The sequence below is a fragment of the Psychroserpens sp. AS72 genome, from assembly GCF_038900375.1.
GTDB lineage: Bacteria > Bacteroidota > Bacteroidia > Flavobacteriales > Flavobacteriaceae > Psychroserpens.
On the sequence record NZ_JBBMRC010000003.1, the window covers coordinates 209,391 to 228,873 of the forward strand.

General features: G+C 32.5%; 18 protein-coding genes. 5 read left to right on the top strand and 13 right to left on the bottom strand.

Going from position 1 to position 19,483, the window contains the following annotated elements; genetic code table 11:
* Positions 1 to 8: 8 nt before the first annotated feature.
* Positions 9 to 1,334 (bottom strand): dicarboxylate/amino acid:cation symporter, encoded by a 1,326-nt coding sequence (locus WNY78_RS07130; RefSeq protein WP_342872510.1) that lies wholly within the window; start codon positions 1,332 to 1,334, stop codon positions 9 to 11.
* Between the two features lie 54 nt (positions 1,335 to 1,388).
* Positions 1,389 to 2,450 (bottom strand): chorismate synthase, encoded by a 1,062-nt coding sequence (gene aroC, locus WNY78_RS07135; RefSeq protein ID WP_342872511.1) that lies wholly within the window; start codon positions 2,448 to 2,450, stop codon positions 1,389 to 1,391.
* Positions 2,451 to 2,639: 189 nt separating this feature from the next.
* Between aroC and WNY78_RS07140 the strand changes: the two genes are divergently transcribed.
* A complete protein-coding gene (locus tag WNY78_RS07140) occupies positions 2,640 to 3,527 on the top strand; it encodes a UDP-2,3-diacylglucosamine diphosphatase (RefSeq protein ID WP_342872512.1) in 888 nt (295 codons plus the stop codon).
* On the opposite strand, the gene WNY78_RS07145 is transcribed toward WNY78_RS07140, so the two are convergent.
* Positions 3,489 to 6,410 carry an FAD-linked oxidase C-terminal domain-containing protein gene (locus WNY78_RS07145; RefSeq protein ID WP_342872513.1) on the bottom strand — a complete coding sequence of 974 codons (2,922 nt, stop codon included), beginning with the start codon at positions 6,408 to 6,410 and terminating at the stop codon, positions 3,489 to 3,491. The genes WNY78_RS07140 and WNY78_RS07145 overlap by 39 nt on opposite strands.
* Before the next feature lie 147 nt (positions 6,411 to 6,557).
* Between WNY78_RS07145 and WNY78_RS07150 the strand changes: the two genes are divergently transcribed.
* A complete protein-coding gene (locus WNY78_RS07150) occupies positions 6,558 to 7,040 on the top strand; it encodes a hypothetical protein (RefSeq protein WP_342872514.1) in 483 nt (160 codons plus the stop codon).
* A 55-nt stretch (positions 7,041 to 7,095) separates the two neighbouring features.
* Here the strand turns inward: WNY78_RS07150 and WNY78_RS07155 are convergent, their stop codons facing one another.
* From WNY78_RS07155 to WNY78_RS07165, 3 genes are all read right to left on the bottom strand, one after another.
* Positions 7,096 to 7,611 carry a DinB family protein gene (locus WNY78_RS07155; protein ID WP_342872515.1) on the bottom strand — a complete coding sequence of 172 codons (516 nt, stop codon included), beginning with the start codon at positions 7,609 to 7,611 and terminating at the stop codon, positions 7,096 to 7,098.
* 83 nt (positions 7,612 to 7,694) lie between these two features.
* Complete coding sequence (locus WNY78_RS07160; protein ID WP_040281997.1) at positions 7,695 to 8,174, bottom strand: winged helix-turn-helix transcriptional regulator; 480 nt, start codon at positions 8,172 to 8,174, stop codon at positions 7,695 to 7,697.
* A 74-nt stretch (positions 8,175 to 8,248) separates the two neighbouring features.
* The gene (locus WNY78_RS07165) at positions 8,249 to 9,382 is read right to left on the bottom strand and encodes a M14 family zinc carboxypeptidase (protein WP_342872516.1); all 1,134 of its coding nucleotides are present in this window, start codon (positions 9,380 to 9,382) and stop codon (positions 8,249 to 8,251) included.
* 300 nt (positions 9,383 to 9,682) lie between these two features.
* On the opposite strand from WNY78_RS07165, the gene WNY78_RS07170 reads away from it, so the two are divergent.
* From WNY78_RS07170 to WNY78_RS07180, 3 genes are all read left to right on the top strand, one after another.
* Positions 9,683 to 10,081, top strand: coding sequence for a helix-turn-helix transcriptional regulator (locus tag WNY78_RS07170; protein WP_342872517.1), 399 nt, complete (start codon positions 9,683 to 9,685; stop codon positions 10,079 to 10,081).
* Positions 10,082 to 10,155: 74 nt separating this feature from the next.
* Positions 10,156 to 10,542: a hypothetical protein gene (locus WNY78_RS07175; protein ID WP_342872518.1), complete on the top strand. Its 387-nt coding sequence runs from the start codon at positions 10,156 to 10,158 to the stop codon at positions 10,540 to 10,542.
* A gap of 11 nt (positions 10,543 to 10,553) precedes the next feature.
* Positions 10,554 to 11,351, top strand: coding sequence for a TerC family protein (locus WNY78_RS07180; RefSeq protein ID WP_342872519.1), 798 nt, complete (start codon positions 10,554 to 10,556; stop codon positions 11,349 to 11,351).
* Here the strand turns inward: WNY78_RS07180 and WNY78_RS07185 are convergent.
* From WNY78_RS07185 to WNY78_RS07215, 7 genes are all read right to left on the bottom strand, one after another.
* Positions 11,348 to 12,631 (bottom strand): DUF3570 domain-containing protein, encoded by a 1,284-nt coding sequence (locus tag WNY78_RS07185; protein ID WP_342872834.1) that lies wholly within the window; start codon positions 12,629 to 12,631, stop codon positions 11,348 to 11,350. The genes WNY78_RS07180 and WNY78_RS07185 overlap by 4 nt on opposite strands.
* 52 nt (positions 12,632 to 12,683) lie before the next feature.
* The gene (locus tag WNY78_RS07190; protein ID WP_342872520.1) at positions 12,684 to 12,896 is read right to left on the bottom strand and encodes a DUF4266 domain-containing protein; all 213 of its coding nucleotides are present in this window, start codon (positions 12,894 to 12,896) and stop codon (positions 12,684 to 12,686) included.
* Positions 12,893 to 13,876: an FAD:protein FMN transferase gene (locus tag WNY78_RS07195; RefSeq protein WP_342872521.1), complete on the bottom strand. Its 984-nt coding sequence runs from the start codon at positions 13,874 to 13,876 to the stop codon at positions 12,893 to 12,895. Before WNY78_RS07195 ends, WNY78_RS07190 begins: the two co-directional genes overlap by 4 nt.
* Before the next feature lie 5 nt (positions 13,877 to 13,881).
* A complete protein-coding gene (locus WNY78_RS07200; protein ID WP_342872522.1) occupies positions 13,882 to 14,319 on the bottom strand; it encodes a thioredoxin family protein in 438 nt (145 codons plus the stop codon).
* 129 nt (positions 14,320 to 14,448) lie between these two features.
* Positions 14,449 to 17,139, bottom strand: a complete 2,691-nt coding sequence (locus WNY78_RS07205) for a DNA gyrase/topoisomerase IV subunit A (RefSeq protein WP_342872523.1) — start codon at positions 17,137 to 17,139, stop codon at positions 14,449 to 14,451.
* Positions 17,140 to 17,143: 4 nt separating this feature from the next.
* A complete protein-coding gene (locus WNY78_RS07210; protein ID WP_342872524.1) occupies positions 17,144 to 17,623 on the bottom strand; it encodes a hypothetical protein in 480 nt (159 codons plus the stop codon).
* Complete coding sequence (locus WNY78_RS07215; RefSeq protein WP_342872525.1) at positions 17,623 to 19,476, bottom strand: DNA topoisomerase IV subunit B; 1,854 nt, start codon at positions 19,474 to 19,476, stop codon at positions 17,623 to 17,625. The genes WNY78_RS07210 and WNY78_RS07215 overlap by 1 nt, the downstream gene beginning before the upstream one ends.
* Between the last annotated feature and the right edge of the window lie 7 nt (positions 19,477 to 19,483).

The window sequence follows — 19,483 nt, forward strand, 5'->3', positions numbered from 1 at the left end:
TTTAAAACCTATTTTACAGCCTCATAATTATCATCCCATTCTTTTGGTTTTGGATCATGCAATTTACCTACAGATTTAGCAACAAGCATTGAAACTGTAGCGTCTCCAGTTACATTAACAACTGTTCTACACATATCTAAAGGTCTATCTACTGCAAAAATAAGTGCTAAACCAATTGGTAATAATTCTGGTGGTAATCCTACAGATTCTAAAACAATAACGAGCATAACCATTCCTGCACCAGGAACTGCTGCACTACCTATAGAAGCTAATAAAGCTGTTAAAACAATTGTAATTTGATCTGCGAATGTTAAATCTAAACCTAGTGCTTGAAATATAAATACTGCTGCAACCGCTTGATATAAACTTGTACCATCCATGTTGATTGTTGCTCCAACTGGTAGTACAAAACTAGAGACTTCCTTATCTACTCCTATATGTTCTTCTACACGCTCCATAGTTACTGGTAACGTCGCAGCACTAGAACTCGTTGAAAATGCTAAGAGTTGAGCTGGACTGATTTCTTTTAAAAACCAAAATGGGTTTTTCTTAGTAATTGTGGCAACGAGAATGCAATAGAAAACAATCATTATAACCAAACCTAACACTACAACACCTGCATATTTTAATAATGCATACAAAATATCAGGATCATCAGAAGATACGACGACATTTGCTAATAAAGCAAACACTGCCACAGGAGCTGACAACATAATCAAATCCACCATTTTTAATACGACTTCATTTAATGAATCGAATAATTTCTTCAGTGGTTTAGCAGGCTTTTCTCCAATTAAAAGCATTGAAATCCCTAAAAATATCGCAAAGAAAATAACTTGAAGCATTAACTTATTATTACTTAAAGCATTAAACGCATTATCAGGAACCATATCTTCTAAAAACTGTAAAGGACCTGTATCCATTTGCTTTGAAGCTTCTTCTATTTTTGCTTTTACACTACTGTTTTCAGAATAGGTCTCAGTAAGTTTAGCAATAGTTTCTTCGGAAACACCATCTCCTGGTTGCATGATATTAACGAGAGCAAGACCAATAGAAATAGCAATGACTGTCGTAACGATATAGACTCCAATCGTTTTTAATCCAATATTTTTAAACTTTGAAATATCTTTTAAATCTGAAATCCCTTTAATTAACGAGGCTAAGATTAATGGAATAGCAATTAGCTTTAATAACTTCACAAAGATGGAACCAATTGGTTTAATCCAGTCTTCGGTAAATGCTCTTCCTCCATCAATTTGAAGCATTATAAAACCAAACACTAAACCTAGTAGCATTCCTATTAAAATTTTCCAGTGTAAGGCTAGTTTTTTCATAAGCTCATTTATGTTTTCAAAGAAATTTCCGAAGAAAATCTCACTATTTAAGTATTATTTATACATTTTATTTAGCAAATAAAAATCTGCTATCACCAAAGCTGCCATAGCTTCTACAATTGGAATTGCTCTTGGCACCACACAAGGATCATGACGACCTTTACCTTGCATTTCTACAATCTCACCAGAGCTATTAAGTGCATCTTGCTTTTGTATTACAGTGGCTACAGGCTTAAAAGCGACTCTAAAATAAATATCCATCCCATTACTAATACCTCCTTGAATTCCTCCAGAGAGATTGGTTTTAGTGGTTCCATCTTCATTAAACAGGTCATTATGCTCTGTTCCTTTCGTTTTTGCGCCACAAAATCCACTTCCATATTCAAAACCTTTAACCGCATTTATGGATAGCATTGCTTTTCCTAATTCGGCATGAAGCTTATCAAACACAGGTTCACCTAAACCTATTGGTACATTTTGAAGCACACATGTCACTGTTCCACCAATGGTATTTCCTTCTTTTTTTATCTCTTTTATTTTAGCAATCATCTGTTCTGCAACTGCTTCATCAGGACAACGTACAGCATTACTTTCAATTTTAGAAAAGTCTAAATCTTGATAAGGCTTCTCTAAAAATAAATCTCCAACAGATGAAGTATATGCATTTATCTTAATTGCACTCAAAAACTGTTTTGCAATCGCACCAGCAACCACTCGACTTGCTGTTTCACGTGCAGAACTTCGTCCTCCTCCTCTATAATCACGCACACCATATTTTTTGTCATAGGTATAATCTGCATGACTTGGTCTGTACACATCTTTTATATGTGAATAATCATTTGATTTTTGGTTGGTGTTTTTAATGACAAATCCAATAGGTGTTCCAGTCGTTTGTCCTTCAAATATTCCTGACAGAAATTCAACAGTATCTGGTTCTTTACGTTGTGTAACAATATTAGACTGTCCTGGCTTTCGTCTGTTCATTTCATTTTCAATGGCATCAAAATCCAATTGAATTCCTGGAGGACAACCATCAATAATTCCACCAATTGCTACTCCATGAGACTCACCAAATGTGGTGAGTTTAAATAAATTTCCGAAGGAATTTCCTGCCATAAACTAAGATTTTACGCTAATGTACTTGTAAAAATAGAGAAACAAAAACAGAATTCCATAAAGCAGCACATTTCCGTAGTAAAAACAAGATAACAATTGCTTAACAATTTGCTGATTGTATGTTAATTACAAATTTTACGCTGTTTAAAAACAAATTAATTTCTTTGTATTGTTAATTGATTATAGTTCATGAAAACAAAACGTAAAGTAGAAGTCGTCGTAATTTCTGATGTTCATTTAGGGACTTATGGTTGTCATGCCAAACAATTACTGACATATCTAAGTAGTATTTCTCCAAAAAAATTGATCTTAAATGGTGATATAATTGACATTTGGCAGTTTAAAAAAAGATATTTCCCAAAATCTCATTTAAGAGTTATTAAAAAAATCATGGACATGGCTGCAGATGGTGTAGAAATCATCTATATCACTGGTAATCATGACGAAATGTTACGAAAATTTAGCGACACAACCATTGGCAACATTACAATAGTAGATAAAATTGTATTAGAACTGGACGGTAAGAAAGCCTGGTTTTTTCATGGCGACATATTTGATGTATCCATCCAAAATGCTAAGTGGTTAGCAAAGCTTGGTGGTTACGGTTATGATTTGCTTATACGTCTCAATAGTTTTGTAAACTGGTGCTCTGATAAAATTGGAAAGGAAAAATACTCACTTTCTAAAAAAATAAAAAATAGTGTGAAAGGCGCTATCAAGTATATTAATGATTTTGAAAAAGTTGCATCAGATTTAGCTATAGAAAATGGCTATGACTATGTGATTTGCGGACATATACACCAGCCAAAAATGGTAAAGGTAGAGAATAAGCATGGTAAGACAACATACTTAAACTCTGGAGATTGGATTGAGAATTTCACAGCACTAGAATACCAATTTAAGCGATGGAAAATCTACAATTACAACAACGATAAATTAAGAGCATTTTATGCAGATCAAGACATAAAAGATATGGAAATCAAAGATCTTATTGCTGCAATTACAGTAATAGATCCAAACATTAAAAAATCTAAATCTTCAAAGAATAGCTCTTCTAAGAATAGTGATAGGATGTAAAGCGACACGATTTGTCCCATCTTTTATTTGATGCCTACAACTCGTTCCATTTGCTGAAATTTGCACTTCTTCATTAGTCGTTCTAATTGCTGGAAACAAAGTCTGCTCTCCTATTTGCATGCTCACTTCATAATGCTCTTTCTCGTATCCAAAACTTCCAGCCATACCACAACAGCCACTAGGAATAATGGTTACCTTATAGTTTTTAGGCAGATTTAAAACCGCAAAACTAGACGACTGATTCAATAATGCCTTTTGATGGCAATGTCCATGAAACTTAATTGTTTTTTCTTCTTGAGTAAATTGTGAAGATTTAATATTCCCCAATTCTATTTCTTTTTGAATAAACTCTTCTATCAAATACGTATGCTTTGCTATCTTCTCTGCGGAAGACTTATCATCTGCCAACCTCAAATACTCATCTTTAAACGTCAATATTGCCGACGGTTCAATTCCTATTAATGGCGTTTCTTCTGAAATCAAATCTTTAAACACAGACACGTTTTGATTTGCTAATGATTTTGCATGTTTCAACAATCCTTTTGATAAAAATGAACGACCAGATTCTTGATGATTTATAAACTTAACATTATAATTTAAAGCCTTTAAAAGATCAATGACATCTACACCAATTGGTGTGTCTAAATGATTGGTAAATTCATCATTAAAGAAATACACCTCTTTTACATAATTTAATGTATCTCTTTCTTTTTTAATTGATTGAACCACCTTATCTAAACTTTTATTTGAAATCAAAGGCAAGCTTCTGCTTTTAGCAATTTTGAAAGTTTTCTTTAAAACTGAAGATGTTATTTTATTAGAAAACACGAAATTTGTGATACTTGGAAATTTGCTTCCGAAGTCATTCAAACGATTATTATAAGCAAACAACTTTGTTCGCAAACTCACTCCATTTGCCTTTTGATATTGATACTGAAATTCCGCTTTTAAACTCGCTACATCTACACTACTCGGACATTCACTTGCACAAGCTTTGCAACTCAAACACAAATCAAATACAGCTTTTAATTCTTCACTATCAAATTTATTAGGTTTTTGAGAATTCGTCAACACTTCCCTCAAAGCATTAGCTCTTGCTCTCGTTGTATCTTTTTCATCTTTAGTCGCTCTATAACTAGGACACATCGTTCCACCAAACTCTGGCAACTTCCTACAATCTCCAGATCCATTACATTTTTCTGCTTCTCGTAAAATTCCTTGAGATGATGAAAAATCTAAAACCGTCTTAATTTCTGGTTCTACTCTATCAGGTTGATAACGTAAAGATTCATCCATAGGAAACGCATCAACAATTTTCCCTGGATTAAAGATGTTTTGCGGATCAAAAGCAGACTTAATCTGTTTTAAGATCTTATAATTCTCATCACCAATCATTAAAGGAATAAATTCTGCACGTACAATTCCATCACCATGTTCTCCACTCATAGAACCTTGATAACGTTTTACCAAATGCGCTGTATCTGTTGTTATTTTTCTAAACAACTCAACATCCTTTTTCTTTTTTAAATTTAAAATAGGTCGCAAATGCAATTCTCCTGCTCCTGCATGAGCATAATACACAGGCTTTTGATTGTAACGCTCCATTAATTTTGAAAAATCCTTAATGTAACTAGACAAATCTTCAAGCGCAACTGCTGTATCCTCTATGCAAGCTGCCGTTTTCTCATCACCAATCATATTTCCTAATAAGCCCAAACCAGCTTTTCGTAATTCATTCGCTTTGTCAATATCATCAGCTTTAAGCAATGGATTTGCATAACTCAAACCAGAATCACCTAGAGCGCTAACCAATTCTTGCGCTTTATTATTCAGCACCTCAAGGTCATTTTCTCTGAGTTCGCAAATTAAAATCGCTTCTGGATCACCTTCAATAAATCTTCTATTTTCTTGTTGTGTTTTATTATGCTTAGTAAGATCTAAAATGGTTTTATCCATCATTTCGCACGTAAAAAGATTGTGCTTCATTACGATTGTAACTGCATTCATACAATTCTCAATGGTATCAAAATGCGCAGCAACCATAATACTATTTTCTGGTGGCAGCTTATCAAGTTTTAACGTAATTTGAGTCGTAAATGCAAGCGTACCTTCACTTCCAGACAACAACTTACATAAATTAAACTCTTTTTTCTCTTCGGAAAATATGCTGGTTTTAATTAATTCGTCTATAGCATAACCTGTGTTTCTACGGTGGATTTCAGGTTTTGGAAAATTAGACACAATTCGTTTCTGAACCTCTTCAGATGATAATTCTAATTTGATAGTCCGATAAATCTCGCCTTCCAAACTATCGAGTTTGATTTTTTGCTCAAATTCTTCCGAAGAAAAATCTCTAAAAACAACTTCACTTCCATCACTTAGTAGCGTATGTAACTCTATAACTTTATCACGTGTAACACCATATTTAATAGAGGTTGTGCCAGATGAATTATTTCCAACCATACCTCCAATCATACACCTATTTGAAGTTGATGTATTAGGTCCAAAAAATAAACCAAATGGTTTTAAGTAATTATTGAGCTCATCTCTCACAACACCTGGCTGTACTGTTACCGTTTGTGATTTCTCATTAACATCAAGAATTTTTGTAAAGTATTTTGACATATCAACCACAATGCCTTTGCCGACACATTGTCCTGCCAAAGACGTTCCTGCAGCTCTAGGAATTAACGATGTATTATGTTGTTTAGCAAAATCAATGAGAAGTTTTAAATCCTGACTATTTTTTGGCAAAGCCACTGCTAATGGTAACATTCTATAAACCGAAGCATCTGTCGCATAAAGTATTTTCATTAAATCATCAAAATGTAGCTCACCAGACAATTTAGAGGCTAAAGATTGAAGTTTAGAATTGCTAATCATAGTAGAATAAGTATATGCATAAAGCTAAAAATTTATTTGATAAAACATCTATTTTGGCTTCATTATTGCTAAGTTAGCATCTAACTGTAACATATGACTTTTTTTTAAGTCATATTAATAATTAATGACAACAAAAACTTAAATTTTATGAAAAAATTATTTTTAGTAGCACTTGCCTTTATTGGCTTCGCAACAGTAAATGCACAAGACATATCTGAAAACGCTATAGGTCTTAGACTTGGAGATAGTGACGGTTTTGGAGCAGAAATTTCTTACCAAAGAGCACTTGGCGACAATAATCGTGTTGAGATTGACCTTGGACTAAGAAGTGGAAATGGATATGACGGTTTCAAACTAGCTGGTATTTACCAATGGGTTTGGCAACTTGATGGCGCTTTTAACTGGTATGCTGGTGTTGGTGGCGGATTAGGATCTTACAGCTTTGACAATGTGCCTCCAGGATTTGATGACAGTGAAACTTTCTTTTTTGCAGCTGGAGATATTGGTATAGAATATAATTTTGATTTCCCGTTACAATTATCCCTTGATGCCAGACCTGAATTAGGTTTTGGAGATTTTAGAGATGATTTAGATTTTGATATCGCATTAGGTGTTAGATATAGATTCTAAGTAATTTTAAATAAAAGAATATAAAAAAGCCACTTCGATTGAAGTGGCTTTTTTTTTATAAATAACGTTCTTTAATGATTTCGCAATGATGGTTTTCATGACCAATTGTAATGAAAGCCACAGCTCTAGGCGATAAGTTACTATTGCTAGCAATACCAATGCGCTGTAACATTTCCGTAGAAAAACTCTCAAACAGAATAATACTTGCTAATCTTACTGCTTTATATTCATTCATTAAACTATACATTGAACGACGATTAGCTTCACAATTGGCAGCATACTCATCTTGATCATATCCTGGAAATAACGTTTTATCGTTTCTAGCAATACAAAGCGCTCTATAGGTAAACACGCGTTCTGTATCAATAATATGTTGGATAATTTCTTTAATTGTCCATTTACCCTCAGCATAACGATATTCTAATTTTTCTTCGGAAATTGACTCCAAAAAAGCAATTGTTGCATCTCCATTATCTTTCAAGCCTTCTGAAATAGTAACGTCTCCAGCTTTTTGAATATACTGTTGATAATAAGGATTATACTCGTCTACTGATAAATCTTCTTTTGTCATAGTCAATTATTAAAAATTAAAAATACTAAAAAACCCTTCAGTACAATTGTAGTGAAGGGCTAATTTATATAAACGGGTTAAAATTATAACTCGTTAAAAATCGTATGCATTAAACGTTTTTTATCGTTGATACTTTCCTCAAGACTAATCATAGTCTCAGTTCTATAAATACCTTCAATATCATCTAACATAAAAATAATATCTTTTGCATGAGATGTGTTTTTAGCTCTTACTTTACAGAAAATATTAAATTTTCCAGTAGTAATATGAGCAACTGTAACATAAGGAATCTCATGGATACGCTCTAAAACAAATTTAGTTTGAGATGTATTATTTAAGAACACACCAACGTAAGCGATAAATGAATATCCAAGTTTTAAATAATCTAACGTAAGTGACGATCCTCTTATAATTCCAGCCTCTTCCATTTTTTTGACTCTTACATGGACAGTTCCTGCAGAAATCACTAATTTCTTTGCGATATCTGTAAAAGGAATTCTTGTATTATCAATCAACATATCTAATATTTGATGATCAATTTCGTCTAATTTGAATTTTGCCATTATTAAGGGTTCTTTGAATTTTAAGCAAAAATAACGCATTTTCTTTAAAGATATCTCACAAAAAATGGATTATTTTACACTTTAAGTGAGATTATTTCATTATTTATCACAACGAAAACGATTTCGATACCTACTTTTAACATAGTATTATTTTCTCCAAAGACCTCATAACCATTGGCATCTATCTCTTTATGAGCAAAAAAATCGCTTAAATCTGAAATTTGTTCAATTTTTGGCACAAAAATGAGTTCACTCCCTATTAATGTTTCTTTATATTGAATAGCAATATCCTGAGCATTTGTATTTCTAATAATGATATCAAAAAACAATTTTTCATTTTGAGGAATTTCTAAATATGGTTTGTAGTGTTCACCAATAATTGTATTTAATGCTATATAATCTAGCGAAACTAATAATGACTGGAAAATAAATTCACGTGTATACTCTCTATTATAATCATTAGCATAATGACCTGCTTCAAAAAGAACCGTTGGAACATTTGCAGCTTGAAATGTATCACCTACACAGTTAATATTAAAACCATCATCATAAATCCCAACCTGATTTGGTATTTGTGACTGAAGATTGTTATTCATTACAGAAATAATCTCCATAGCAATTTTCCTATTAGAAGTCACTGCTCTATCTTCATCTTGAGCAGGAGCAAGAAATGACACTGTTGCAGATTTATTGGTATTACCAGCACTAAAAATGGTACGTTGACCATGAAGATTAAAACAAAAATGTGGCTTAAAACCCTCAAAAACGGTACGCAACACAACACTTTCGGGTTGCGACAACTCTTGAGCATCTCTATTTAAATCAATTTCATTTGCATTTAAGCGTGTATATAACTGTGCTCCATCAGGATTAAGCATAGGAATAATACAGATTTTACAAGTATTTAAAATATGTTTGGTATCTATATCATCTTCCAAAAACACATTAAGCATGTCAAAAACAGCTTTAGTAGTTGTGCTTTCATTTCCATGCATTTGAGACCACATTAATATTTTTTTATCTCCTGAACCAAAAGTGATAGTCTGAATTGGTAATCCATTTACAGACAATCCAACTTCATGTATCTCCATTTTCTCTTTCAATTTATTTAAAAGTGGAGCTATGTTTTTAGCTTGAATATATCTCCCAAAAAGAGAGGATTCTTTATGAGTTTTGAAAAGTGATTTTAATGTTTTTATCTGCATCATTATGATCTAAGAACCACAAAGGTAAACATTTGATAATTTACAATTGTAAACACAATTAATTAAGCAAACTAGTTTAAAATATCGGTTTTGTTTACAATTTTACAGAGCTATCCCACTAGTGATTGAAAAAAATGCAATGAAAAAGATATTTTATCACTAACTATTTGTATTTCAGTATTTTATTTGATTTATCGTAAAGTTATTATTTAACAATGCAACATGTTTAATATATATTTGTAGGGATTATAAAACAATATGTTTACATTTGTAACGTTACAAAATTAAACTTTATCGTTTACAATGATAAACAACGAAGAATTTACAAAACGACTTCAAAAAGTCATCGATTTCTATGGTGAATCTGCATCATCTTTTGCCGAGAAAATAGGCGTTCAACGCTCTAGTATTTCGCACATATTATCAGGTAGAAATAAGCCAAGTTTGGATTTTGTTTTAAAGATACTTTCCTCCTTTCCGGAAGTTGAATTGTATTGGCTCATGAATGGCAAAGGACATTTTCCTGCTCAAAAAAATGAGAATGAAAAAATTCAAATTTCTAAACCAAAAGAAAATTTAAGTACAAATCCAGAATCAAATTCTCAAATTTTGAGTGATTCAATTTCCGCAGACAAAAAAATTGAACGCATCGTAATTTTTTATAAAGATGGTACTTTCAAAAATTTTGAGCATTCGTCTTAATCTTTTATAAATTTTCAAATACGCTACTCACGATAATCAGGATCTGTTTTGTAAATTTGTATAAAACAGTATAAATGCAAAAATTTTTACTCCTGCTATTAACTTTACTATGTTTAAGTTGCTTTCAAACCGAAAGACATTGCTCAGATTTCAAAACAGGGACTTTTCAGTTTGACTATGCTGTAGATGGTATTGAAAAAACAGGGACATTTGTTCGTACAGAAACTTTAAACATCGATTATTATGAGAATAAAGTAGATTCTGCTTCTGTACGATGGATTAATGATTGTGAGTTTATTCAGAAGAAAATAAATCCGAAAAACAAATCTGAAGAAAATGCAATTCATTTTAAAATACTCTCAACTACTAAAGATTCTTACACTTTTGAATACCAATTAGCAGTAAAAGACGCTTTTAAAAAGAAACGAATTGAAAAAGGAACAGCAAAAAAAATAAAGTAATACAAAATAGCATGTTAGATTTCTTACTTACTAGTGATGCAATAATGGCATTGATAACATTGACATTCTTAGAAATTATTTTAGGGATTGACAATATTGTTTTTATATCTATAGCAGCCAATAAACTTCCTGAAAACCAAAGAGGGAAAGCTACTAATATTGGTTTACTATTAGCGATGGTACAACGTATCATTTTGTTATTTTTTGTGTCATTTCTTGTAGGTTTATCAGAACCTTTTTACAATTTAGAGAACAGCTGGATTCAACTTCACATCAGTTGGCAAGCTATTATACTATTTGCTGGAGGATTATTTTTAATTTATAAGAGCACGTCTGAAATTAGAGAAAAAGTAACACATCCAGAACATGATGAAGATCAAATAAAAGGTAAAAAAATAAAATCGCTATCAAATGCTATAGTTCAAATAATGATTATTGATTTTATATTTTCTATAGACTCTATCCTCACAGCTGTAGGAATGACAAACGGTTTACACCCAAATCACAATTACACATTAGTCTTAATGATTATTGCTGTAATGATTTCAATTGCAATTATGATTGGTTTTGCTAATCCAATTAGAAAGTTTATAGATTCAAATCCAAGTATTCAAATGCTAGGACTAGCTTTCTTGATTTTAATTGGATTTATGCTAATTACCGAAGCTGCTCACTTGTCTAACACAGAATTCTTTGGCAACAAGGTTGGAGCTATACCAAAAGGATACTTGTATTTTGCTATTGCATTCTCATTGTTTGTAGAGATGTTAAATTACAAGTTAAGTAAGAAGAAATCTCAGAATAACTAATCCAAAACAAATTTAAATCCAGCCGTTATAATATTGGCGCTCAATGTATTGTTTCTATCATACTGTGTGTATTTTAAATCAATACTTTTTAGACCTAAATTCCAAATATGGAACTTAGTAAAGATATCTGTATAAGATGCTCCAAAACTAAATTGATTGGCAGAATATTTTGACAAATCATAATCTGAGGTGTAAAACTCATTTGTTGACAAATGTCCTTCATAGACATCAAAATAATCTGCAGCAGTTTGATTATAGAAACGATAAGATGGATACAACGTAAATTTATCAGTTATTTTTATTGGCACCTCTACACTTGCTGTATGAGATTTAATTCCCCAATCATCAGTATAATAACGATAAAACGTTCTAACTACAAATGTTTCATTAATGTAATAATTGAGTCGTCCTCCTACAGCAATTTTAGATCTTGTATCTGGTAAACGCTCAATATCATCTGCTAATTGAAAATTATCAATAAAAGAATCTGCTATATCACTAAAATACACACGTTGAAATGGTGTTGACAGCAAACCATCTTGCTTAACTAGATCTAAAGCCAACGATCCTTGAAGGTTTTTAGATAAAATTTGAGAAAAGCCAAAGCCTAAAGCATAGGTATTTCTACCTTCGTTATCAAAAGCTGTAAAATTGGGATTATAATTAGTGTTACCTGTAATTGTGTTTTGAGTAAACAAATTACTATTCAAACCATTTCCGCCGACTTCAAATGGTCTTAATTCTGTTGGATATAAAGCGTTCCAGGTATCTAAGTAAATATTACCATTAATACTAATTTCGGTATTCTTCTCATTAAAAAGTTTAGTGTAACTACCTCCAACTCCAACTGAAAAATAATCATACTCTGCAGAAACAGATAGTTTTGCAGACCAAATATCATTTCTATCATCTGAGCTATGACTATAAGAACCTGTCAAATTGGACCATAAATCAGATTGAGATGCTCCAGAACTTGCTACAAATGGATCTGCAGGATTACTTCCATCAAAAGGATCAACATTACTTGAAGATGCTGATGTATATGCAGAAATTCCTGCATCAATTGTTAAAACATCGTCATCGTTTAAAGGTATCGATACAATAAATGTAGCGGTAACATCTGTTAATTCCTCAGACCCTATTCCTCCACTTACAGCAGCATTATCACCATCTTGGTTATAATAACTAGATAGAAACTCAATTTCAGTTGATTCTAAGACTCGTTTTTTGTAAACTTGAGTAGAATCTGGTGCTTGTCCTATTGCCAATTGAATTGACAAAACTGATAGAACTATAAAACTTATATATTTCAAATCTTTCTTTTTTAACTATTTAGTTGCAACCGCAACCTCCTCCCGTTTTCCCTCCATTTGCTCCAGATGCTGCTTCTCGGTAAGAATGTGCAGTTGATATATTTCGATCTACTTTTTTATCAGCCAAAACCATGTCTGGATCATTTAAGTTGACTTTTTCATATTCTTTCACCACAACACATGATGTTGACAATGTTAACACCATCACAAGTAATACTATTCTTTTGATCATATTTTATTGATTTCTATGCTATTAGACGTAAAAAGATTTCCTTTTTCATCAATTATTATACATTCTATATTTGGTAATTGATTAATTCTATTTAAACCAACATCTTTTCCCATTACAAAAACAGAAGTAGCCAAAGCATCTGCCAGTTCTGCTTTTGGGGCAAAAACAGTAACACTTACAATTCCTGAAGATGGATATCCAGTTCTTGGATCAATAATATGAGAATAACGTATACCATTAAATGTCACTTGCTTTTCATAATTACCAGAGGTCACTACTGCTCCATTGGTTATTGGCAGCAATGCAAATGCTTTGTTTTTATCTAACGGATTGGTAATAGCAACTTTCCATTCTTCACCATTAATTTGATTTCCCCAAGTATTCATATCACCAGAAGCATTAATAATTCCAGATACAACACCCTTTTCTATCAAAAGAGCTTTCGCTTTATCTGCTGCATAACCTTTTCCTATGGCTCCAAAACCTATTTTCATTCCCTTTTTCCGAAGATAAACTGAAGACTTAGAAGCATCTAGAACGATATTTTTGTAGCCTACTTTTTCTACGGAAATTTTAATATCTGCTTCCGAAGGCATTTGGGACATACTACCATCAAACTTCCAAATCTTATCCATTGAAGCATATGAAATATCAAAAGCACCATCTGTTAATTTCGAAATTGACTGTGCTCTCTGTATTAAATCAAAAAGTTCTTTATCAACGACTACAGGTTTTACACCTGCATTTTTATTAATTTCAGAAGTTTGTGACTTTGGATCCCATGAGGAAATTAATTGTTCTATTCTTGTGATTTCCGACACTGCCAAATCAATATAACTATCAGCTAAAATTGTATCTTTTGCGACGACAGTAATATCAAATCGGCTTCCCATAAGCTTCAAAGTTCGCTTATGAGTAATTTGTGCTCCTGCTTGAAAATAGAGAAACAACACTAAAATAATTATAGATAGATTTTTCAAAATCCCTAGGATTTAAATGACTCTAAAATCTTGATATACTCTGTAGGTACTATTTTTTTATAACCTGTAGATCCTAAAACCTTACCGTTCTCATCTAAAACTACAACATAAGGGAAGTATCCATTTTTGTTATAAGCTTCAGCTAATTTGTCGTTATGTGCTTGTTGTTTTTCAGTTAAAGCATTTTTCTTCCGCTTCGGAAAATCTGCTTTTAACATTACAAAATGCTCTTTTGAATACGTTTTAAAGGCCTCTGTAGCCCAAATTTCTCTGTCTAACTTGATACAAGGCGCACACCAATCTGACCCTTGAAAAACCAATACTATTTTTTTATGACTCTCTTTAGCAGAAGTTTTTGCTGTTTCAAAATCTGTTATCCATTCTTGAGAAAATGTAGATATAGAAAAAAGCATGAGCAAAGTAACTAGAATATTACTTTTCATTTTGATTTAATTTAGTTGTTTACCAACATAAGAACGCTACATATCATAAATTCTTACAATAGTTACGTTAAAAAATGTTAAAACAAATGAACAGTAATTAATATTCCTAAAAAATGATAAATATCACTTTTAAAACAAAGTCACCTGTCCTTTCTCATCGATATCCATATCATCGTCTGTGTTGTCGTCTTTAGTATCTTTAGATGTAGAATCTTGTTTTTCTTCGGAAATTGGACGACTCTCTTTTTCGTCTGAAGATTTTTCAACTGTTTCATCAACAACCTCAATCTCTGCTGCAGGCACTTCTTCTGGAGCTTCATAAGGTAATGGTTCTAATAAACTCACCTGATTGATTTTCTCTTTGGTTAATTGATTTCCTAAAGCCGTAAGCCCTTTGATTGAGATAAATTCTTCAAGATTTATTGTCTCATTGTCTTTGCGATCTTTACCACGTTCTTTCTTAAACTCAATTTCTGCCATTGGTTTCCAATCGGTAGACACAATTTCTAATTGAGAATTTGGATGCTCAGAAATAAACGATTCTTCACGACCTTCATTTTCTATTAAGAAACGTTTGACGTAGTACATTTCTTTTTCACCATTATAATATATGACAGAAATAGGTTTCTTCGGAATCCATTTTTCTAAAACAATCATATCATCATCAAAATGTGTACTCAATTCTGGTAAAATAGTTTTTACAGTACCAGATTGTGTAATAATCAGTAAATGGTCCTCACCTCTAAACTCACCTATGAGGTCTCCTCGTTCATCTACATTAAGACGCTGAACTGTATCATCAAACCAAATTTTACGAGGTTTTAATGTGGAGACTCCTTTTTCTTTAAGCTCAATTTTTTTAACAGGATGCTTCGTAACTCTGTTTCCTTTAGACGCACGACCTTTGATTAAAACTTCGGCGAAATCTAAATCCCATTTCAACTTTTTAATACTACCAACCTGACGTAAAAATATAGTAATCACCTCAGCTTCTCCATTTGGATTTGCAGAGAAGTACCACAACTTAGAACCTTTTGTTCCATTAGTTAAATCGTATTCCTTATCTCGAGTTATGGATGTGACAGCAAAACGTTTCACAAACGTTGCTCCTTTTGCACCATCACGATAAATCATATTATAAATGGTACGCTTATCTTTCTTTTTAAAGACTGCAACATGAATAATATCTTTACCAATAAATGTTTTACTATCTACTTTGGTAACCATCATTTTACCATCATTGGTAAATACAATGATATCATCAATATCACTACAATCGCAAACATATTCATCTCTACGCAATGAAGTACCTATAAAACCTTCGGCTCTATTAACGTATAGTTTTGTATTTCTGATAATCACTTTTGCAGCATCTACATCTTCAAATGCTCTTAATTCGGTTTTGCGCTCGCGTCCTTCTCCATATTCTTTTTTAAGACGTTCAAAATAAGCAATTGCATAAGCGATAAGATTTGCTAGGTGATGCTTTACCTCAGCAATTTGATCTTCTAGCGCATCAATTTTTTGTTGTGCTTTATCAATATCAAATTTTGAAATACGCTTAATTCTAATTTCGGTTAAACGTGTAATATCTTCAACAGTAATGGCACGTTTTAAATGTTTGATATGAGGCTGTAACCCTTTATCAATTGCATTAATCACACCATCCCAAGTTTCTTCTTCTTCAATATCACGATAGATACGCTTTTCAATAAAAATACGCTCTAAAGATGCAAAATGCCATTGCTCTTCAAACTCACCAAGCTTAATTTCTAGTTCACTTTTAAGTAATTGAACCGTGAGATCTGTAGAACGTCTCAACATTTCAGTTACACCAACAAATAAAGGTTTATTATCTTCAATAACACATCCTAATGGTGATATTGATGATTCACAATTGGTGAATGCATATAACGCATCAATGGTTTTGTCTGGTGAAATTCCACCAGGTAAATGAATTAGAATTTCAACATTTGCAGCTGTATTATCTTCAATTTTCTTAATCTTAATTTTCCCTTTGTCGTTCGCTTTAAGGATAGAATCGATTAAAGAAGACGTATTTGTACCAAAAGGAATTTCAGTAATAACAAGCGTGTTTTTATCTAATTGAGAGATTTTTGCACGCACTCTTACTTTACCACCTCTAAGTCCGTCGTTATAATTAGAAATATCTGCAATTCCTGCCGTTGGAAAATCTGGATATATTGTAAATCGTTTTCCTTGGAGATGCTTTACAGACGCATCAATAAGTTCAATAAAATTATGAGGTAAAATTTTTGTAGATAAACCTACTGCAATCCCTTCACCTCCTTGAGCTAGTAATAAAGGAAACATTACAGGAAGATTTACTGGTTCTTTACGACGACCATCATAACTGGCTTGCCACTCTGTAATTTTAGGATTATAAACAACATCCAAACCAAATTTAGAAATTCGAGCTTCGATATAACGAGCAGCTGCTGCTCTATCTCCTGTTAGAATATTTCCCCAGTTTCCTTGTGTATCAATCAATAAATCTTTTTGACCAATTTGGACCATCGCATCTGCAATACTTGCATCTCCATGAGGATGATACTGCATCGTATGTCCAACAATATTGGCGACCTTATTATAACGACCATCATCTAAATCTTTCATAGAGTGCATGATTCGTCTTTGTACAGGTTTAAACCCATCTTCAATTGCTGGTACTGCACGTTCAAGAATCACATAGGACGCATAATCAAGAAACCAATCCTTAAACATACCAGTAACTCTGGTGATGCTTTCTTGTGGTTCGTCCTGATTGTCTACTATATCGTTAGTGTTATCTTCACTCATTAATTTATTGGGAATTTTTATTTGTCTTAATCATTTTACTTAATGATTGTCTTATGTATCGTCTCTTTTTTCTTGGCACCAACGTGACATTAAAAACGACTTGTTTTTTCTTATCACGACTATCTTTTATGTAAAAAGTTAAGGTTTTGTAGACTATAAAATTTCGGAATTTATACGCATACAAATCCTTCTTTTCAAATTCTAAAACTTTTTCTCTGTAATTAAAATTATCAGACAACAATAAACCTCGATTTGTAACCACAACCTTTAAGCCATCACTGTCATATTCAAAATATTTTGATATAAAATGCACCAAAAAAAAGAGAGCTGCAAAACCAAACGCAATGCTCAAAAACACAATTGTTGGGTTAGCTTCCTCATCAGAAAACATTTTGAAAACCGTAGCAAAAACAATAGCCAAGACTATCAATATAAAATAGACTGATATGATGGTGTTTTTAACTTTAGAATTATTGGTTCTCATTATTCTTCTATGATATCTAATTCAACTTTTAAATTATCAATAATAAACTCCTGACGTGTTGGTGTGTTTTTTCCCATATAGAAAGATAATAGCTCTTCAATAGACATGTCTTTATCTAACATGACAGGATCCAAACGTATGTCATCTCCAATAAAATGTACAAATTCATCTGGTGAGATTTCACCAAGACCTTTAAATCGGGTGATTTCTGGTTTTGGTTTTAACTCTTCTAACGCGTCGCGTCTTTCTTCTTCCGAATAACAATAAATAGTCTTCTTCTTATTACGTACTCTAAACAAAGGTGTTTGTAGAATATATAAATGACCATCCTTTATCACTTCTGGAAAGAATTGTAAAAAGAATGTTATCAATAATAATCTAATATGCATACCATCAACATCGGCATCTGTTGCAATAACTACATTATTGTAACGCAAATCTTCTAAAGATTCCTCTATATTTAATGCTGCTTGTAAAAGGTTAAATTCTTCATTTTCATAAACAATCTTTTTACTTAAACCATAACAGTTTAATGGTTTTCCTTTTAAGCTGAAAACCGCCTGAGTATTCACATCTCTAGATTTTGTAATACTACCAGATGCAGAATCTCCCTCAGTAATAAATAAGGTCGTTTCTAGATTACGTTCATTTTTAGTATCTCCAAAATGAACTCTACAATCTCTTAATTTCTTATTGTGAAGGTTCGCTTTCTTAGCTCTATCTTTTGCTAGTTTTCTAATTCCTGAAAGCTCTTTACGCTCACGTTCTGCCTGAAGGATCTTACGTTGGATCTTTTCCGCAGCCTCAGGGTTTTTATGCAAGTAATTATCGAGATAGCGTTTTAAGAAATCATTGATATACGTTCTAACGGTTGGCAGATCGCCTCCCATATCTGTAGATCCTAGTTTTGTTTTCGTCTGACTTTCAAAAACAGGTTCCATTACTTTTATGGCAATAGCTGTAACTATCGATTTACGAATATCAGACGCTTCATAGTTTTTTCCATAGAAATCACGAATCGTTTTCACAATTGCTTCTCTAAAAGCTGCTAAATGCGTACCACCTTGCGTTGTATTTTGTCCGTTAACAAAACTGTGATATTCTTCACTGTATTGCGTTTTACTATGAGTAAGTGCAATCTCAATATCATCACCTTTTAAATGGATAATATCGTATAGTCGATCTGATTCGTTAATATTATCAGACAATAAATCTTTAAGTCCGTTTTCACTATAAAACTTTTCGCCATTAAAAACGATGGTTAATCCTGGATTTAAATACACATAGTATTTGAGCATTTTTGAAACATACTCATTGCGATATTTGTAATTTTTAAAAATGGCTTCATCAGGTATAAAAGAGACTTTTGTTCCTTTTCGTCTTGAGGTATCATCTAACAAGTCTTGACTCATTAAATTACCTTGCTCAAACTCTGCCGAAGCAGATTTGCCATCACGTGTAGATTCTACTCTAAAATAATTAGATAAGGCATTTACTGCTTTGGTACCAACTCCATTTAAACCAACCGACTTTTTAAACGCACGAGAATCGTACTTTCCACCAGTATTCATTTTAGAAACCACATCTACGACTTTCCCTAATGGAATACCACGACCATAATCTCTAACAATAACTTTATTACCTTGAATGGAAATCTCTATCGTCTTTCCTGCTCCCATGACATACTCATCAATAGAGTTATCAAGAACTTCTTTTACTAAAATATAAATTCCATCATCTGGAGAAGAGCCATCACCTAATTTACCAATATACATTCCTGGTCGCATTCGGATGTGTTCTTTCCAATCGAGCGAGCGTATATTATCTTCGGTATATTTGGTTTCTTGAGACATAAAAGGT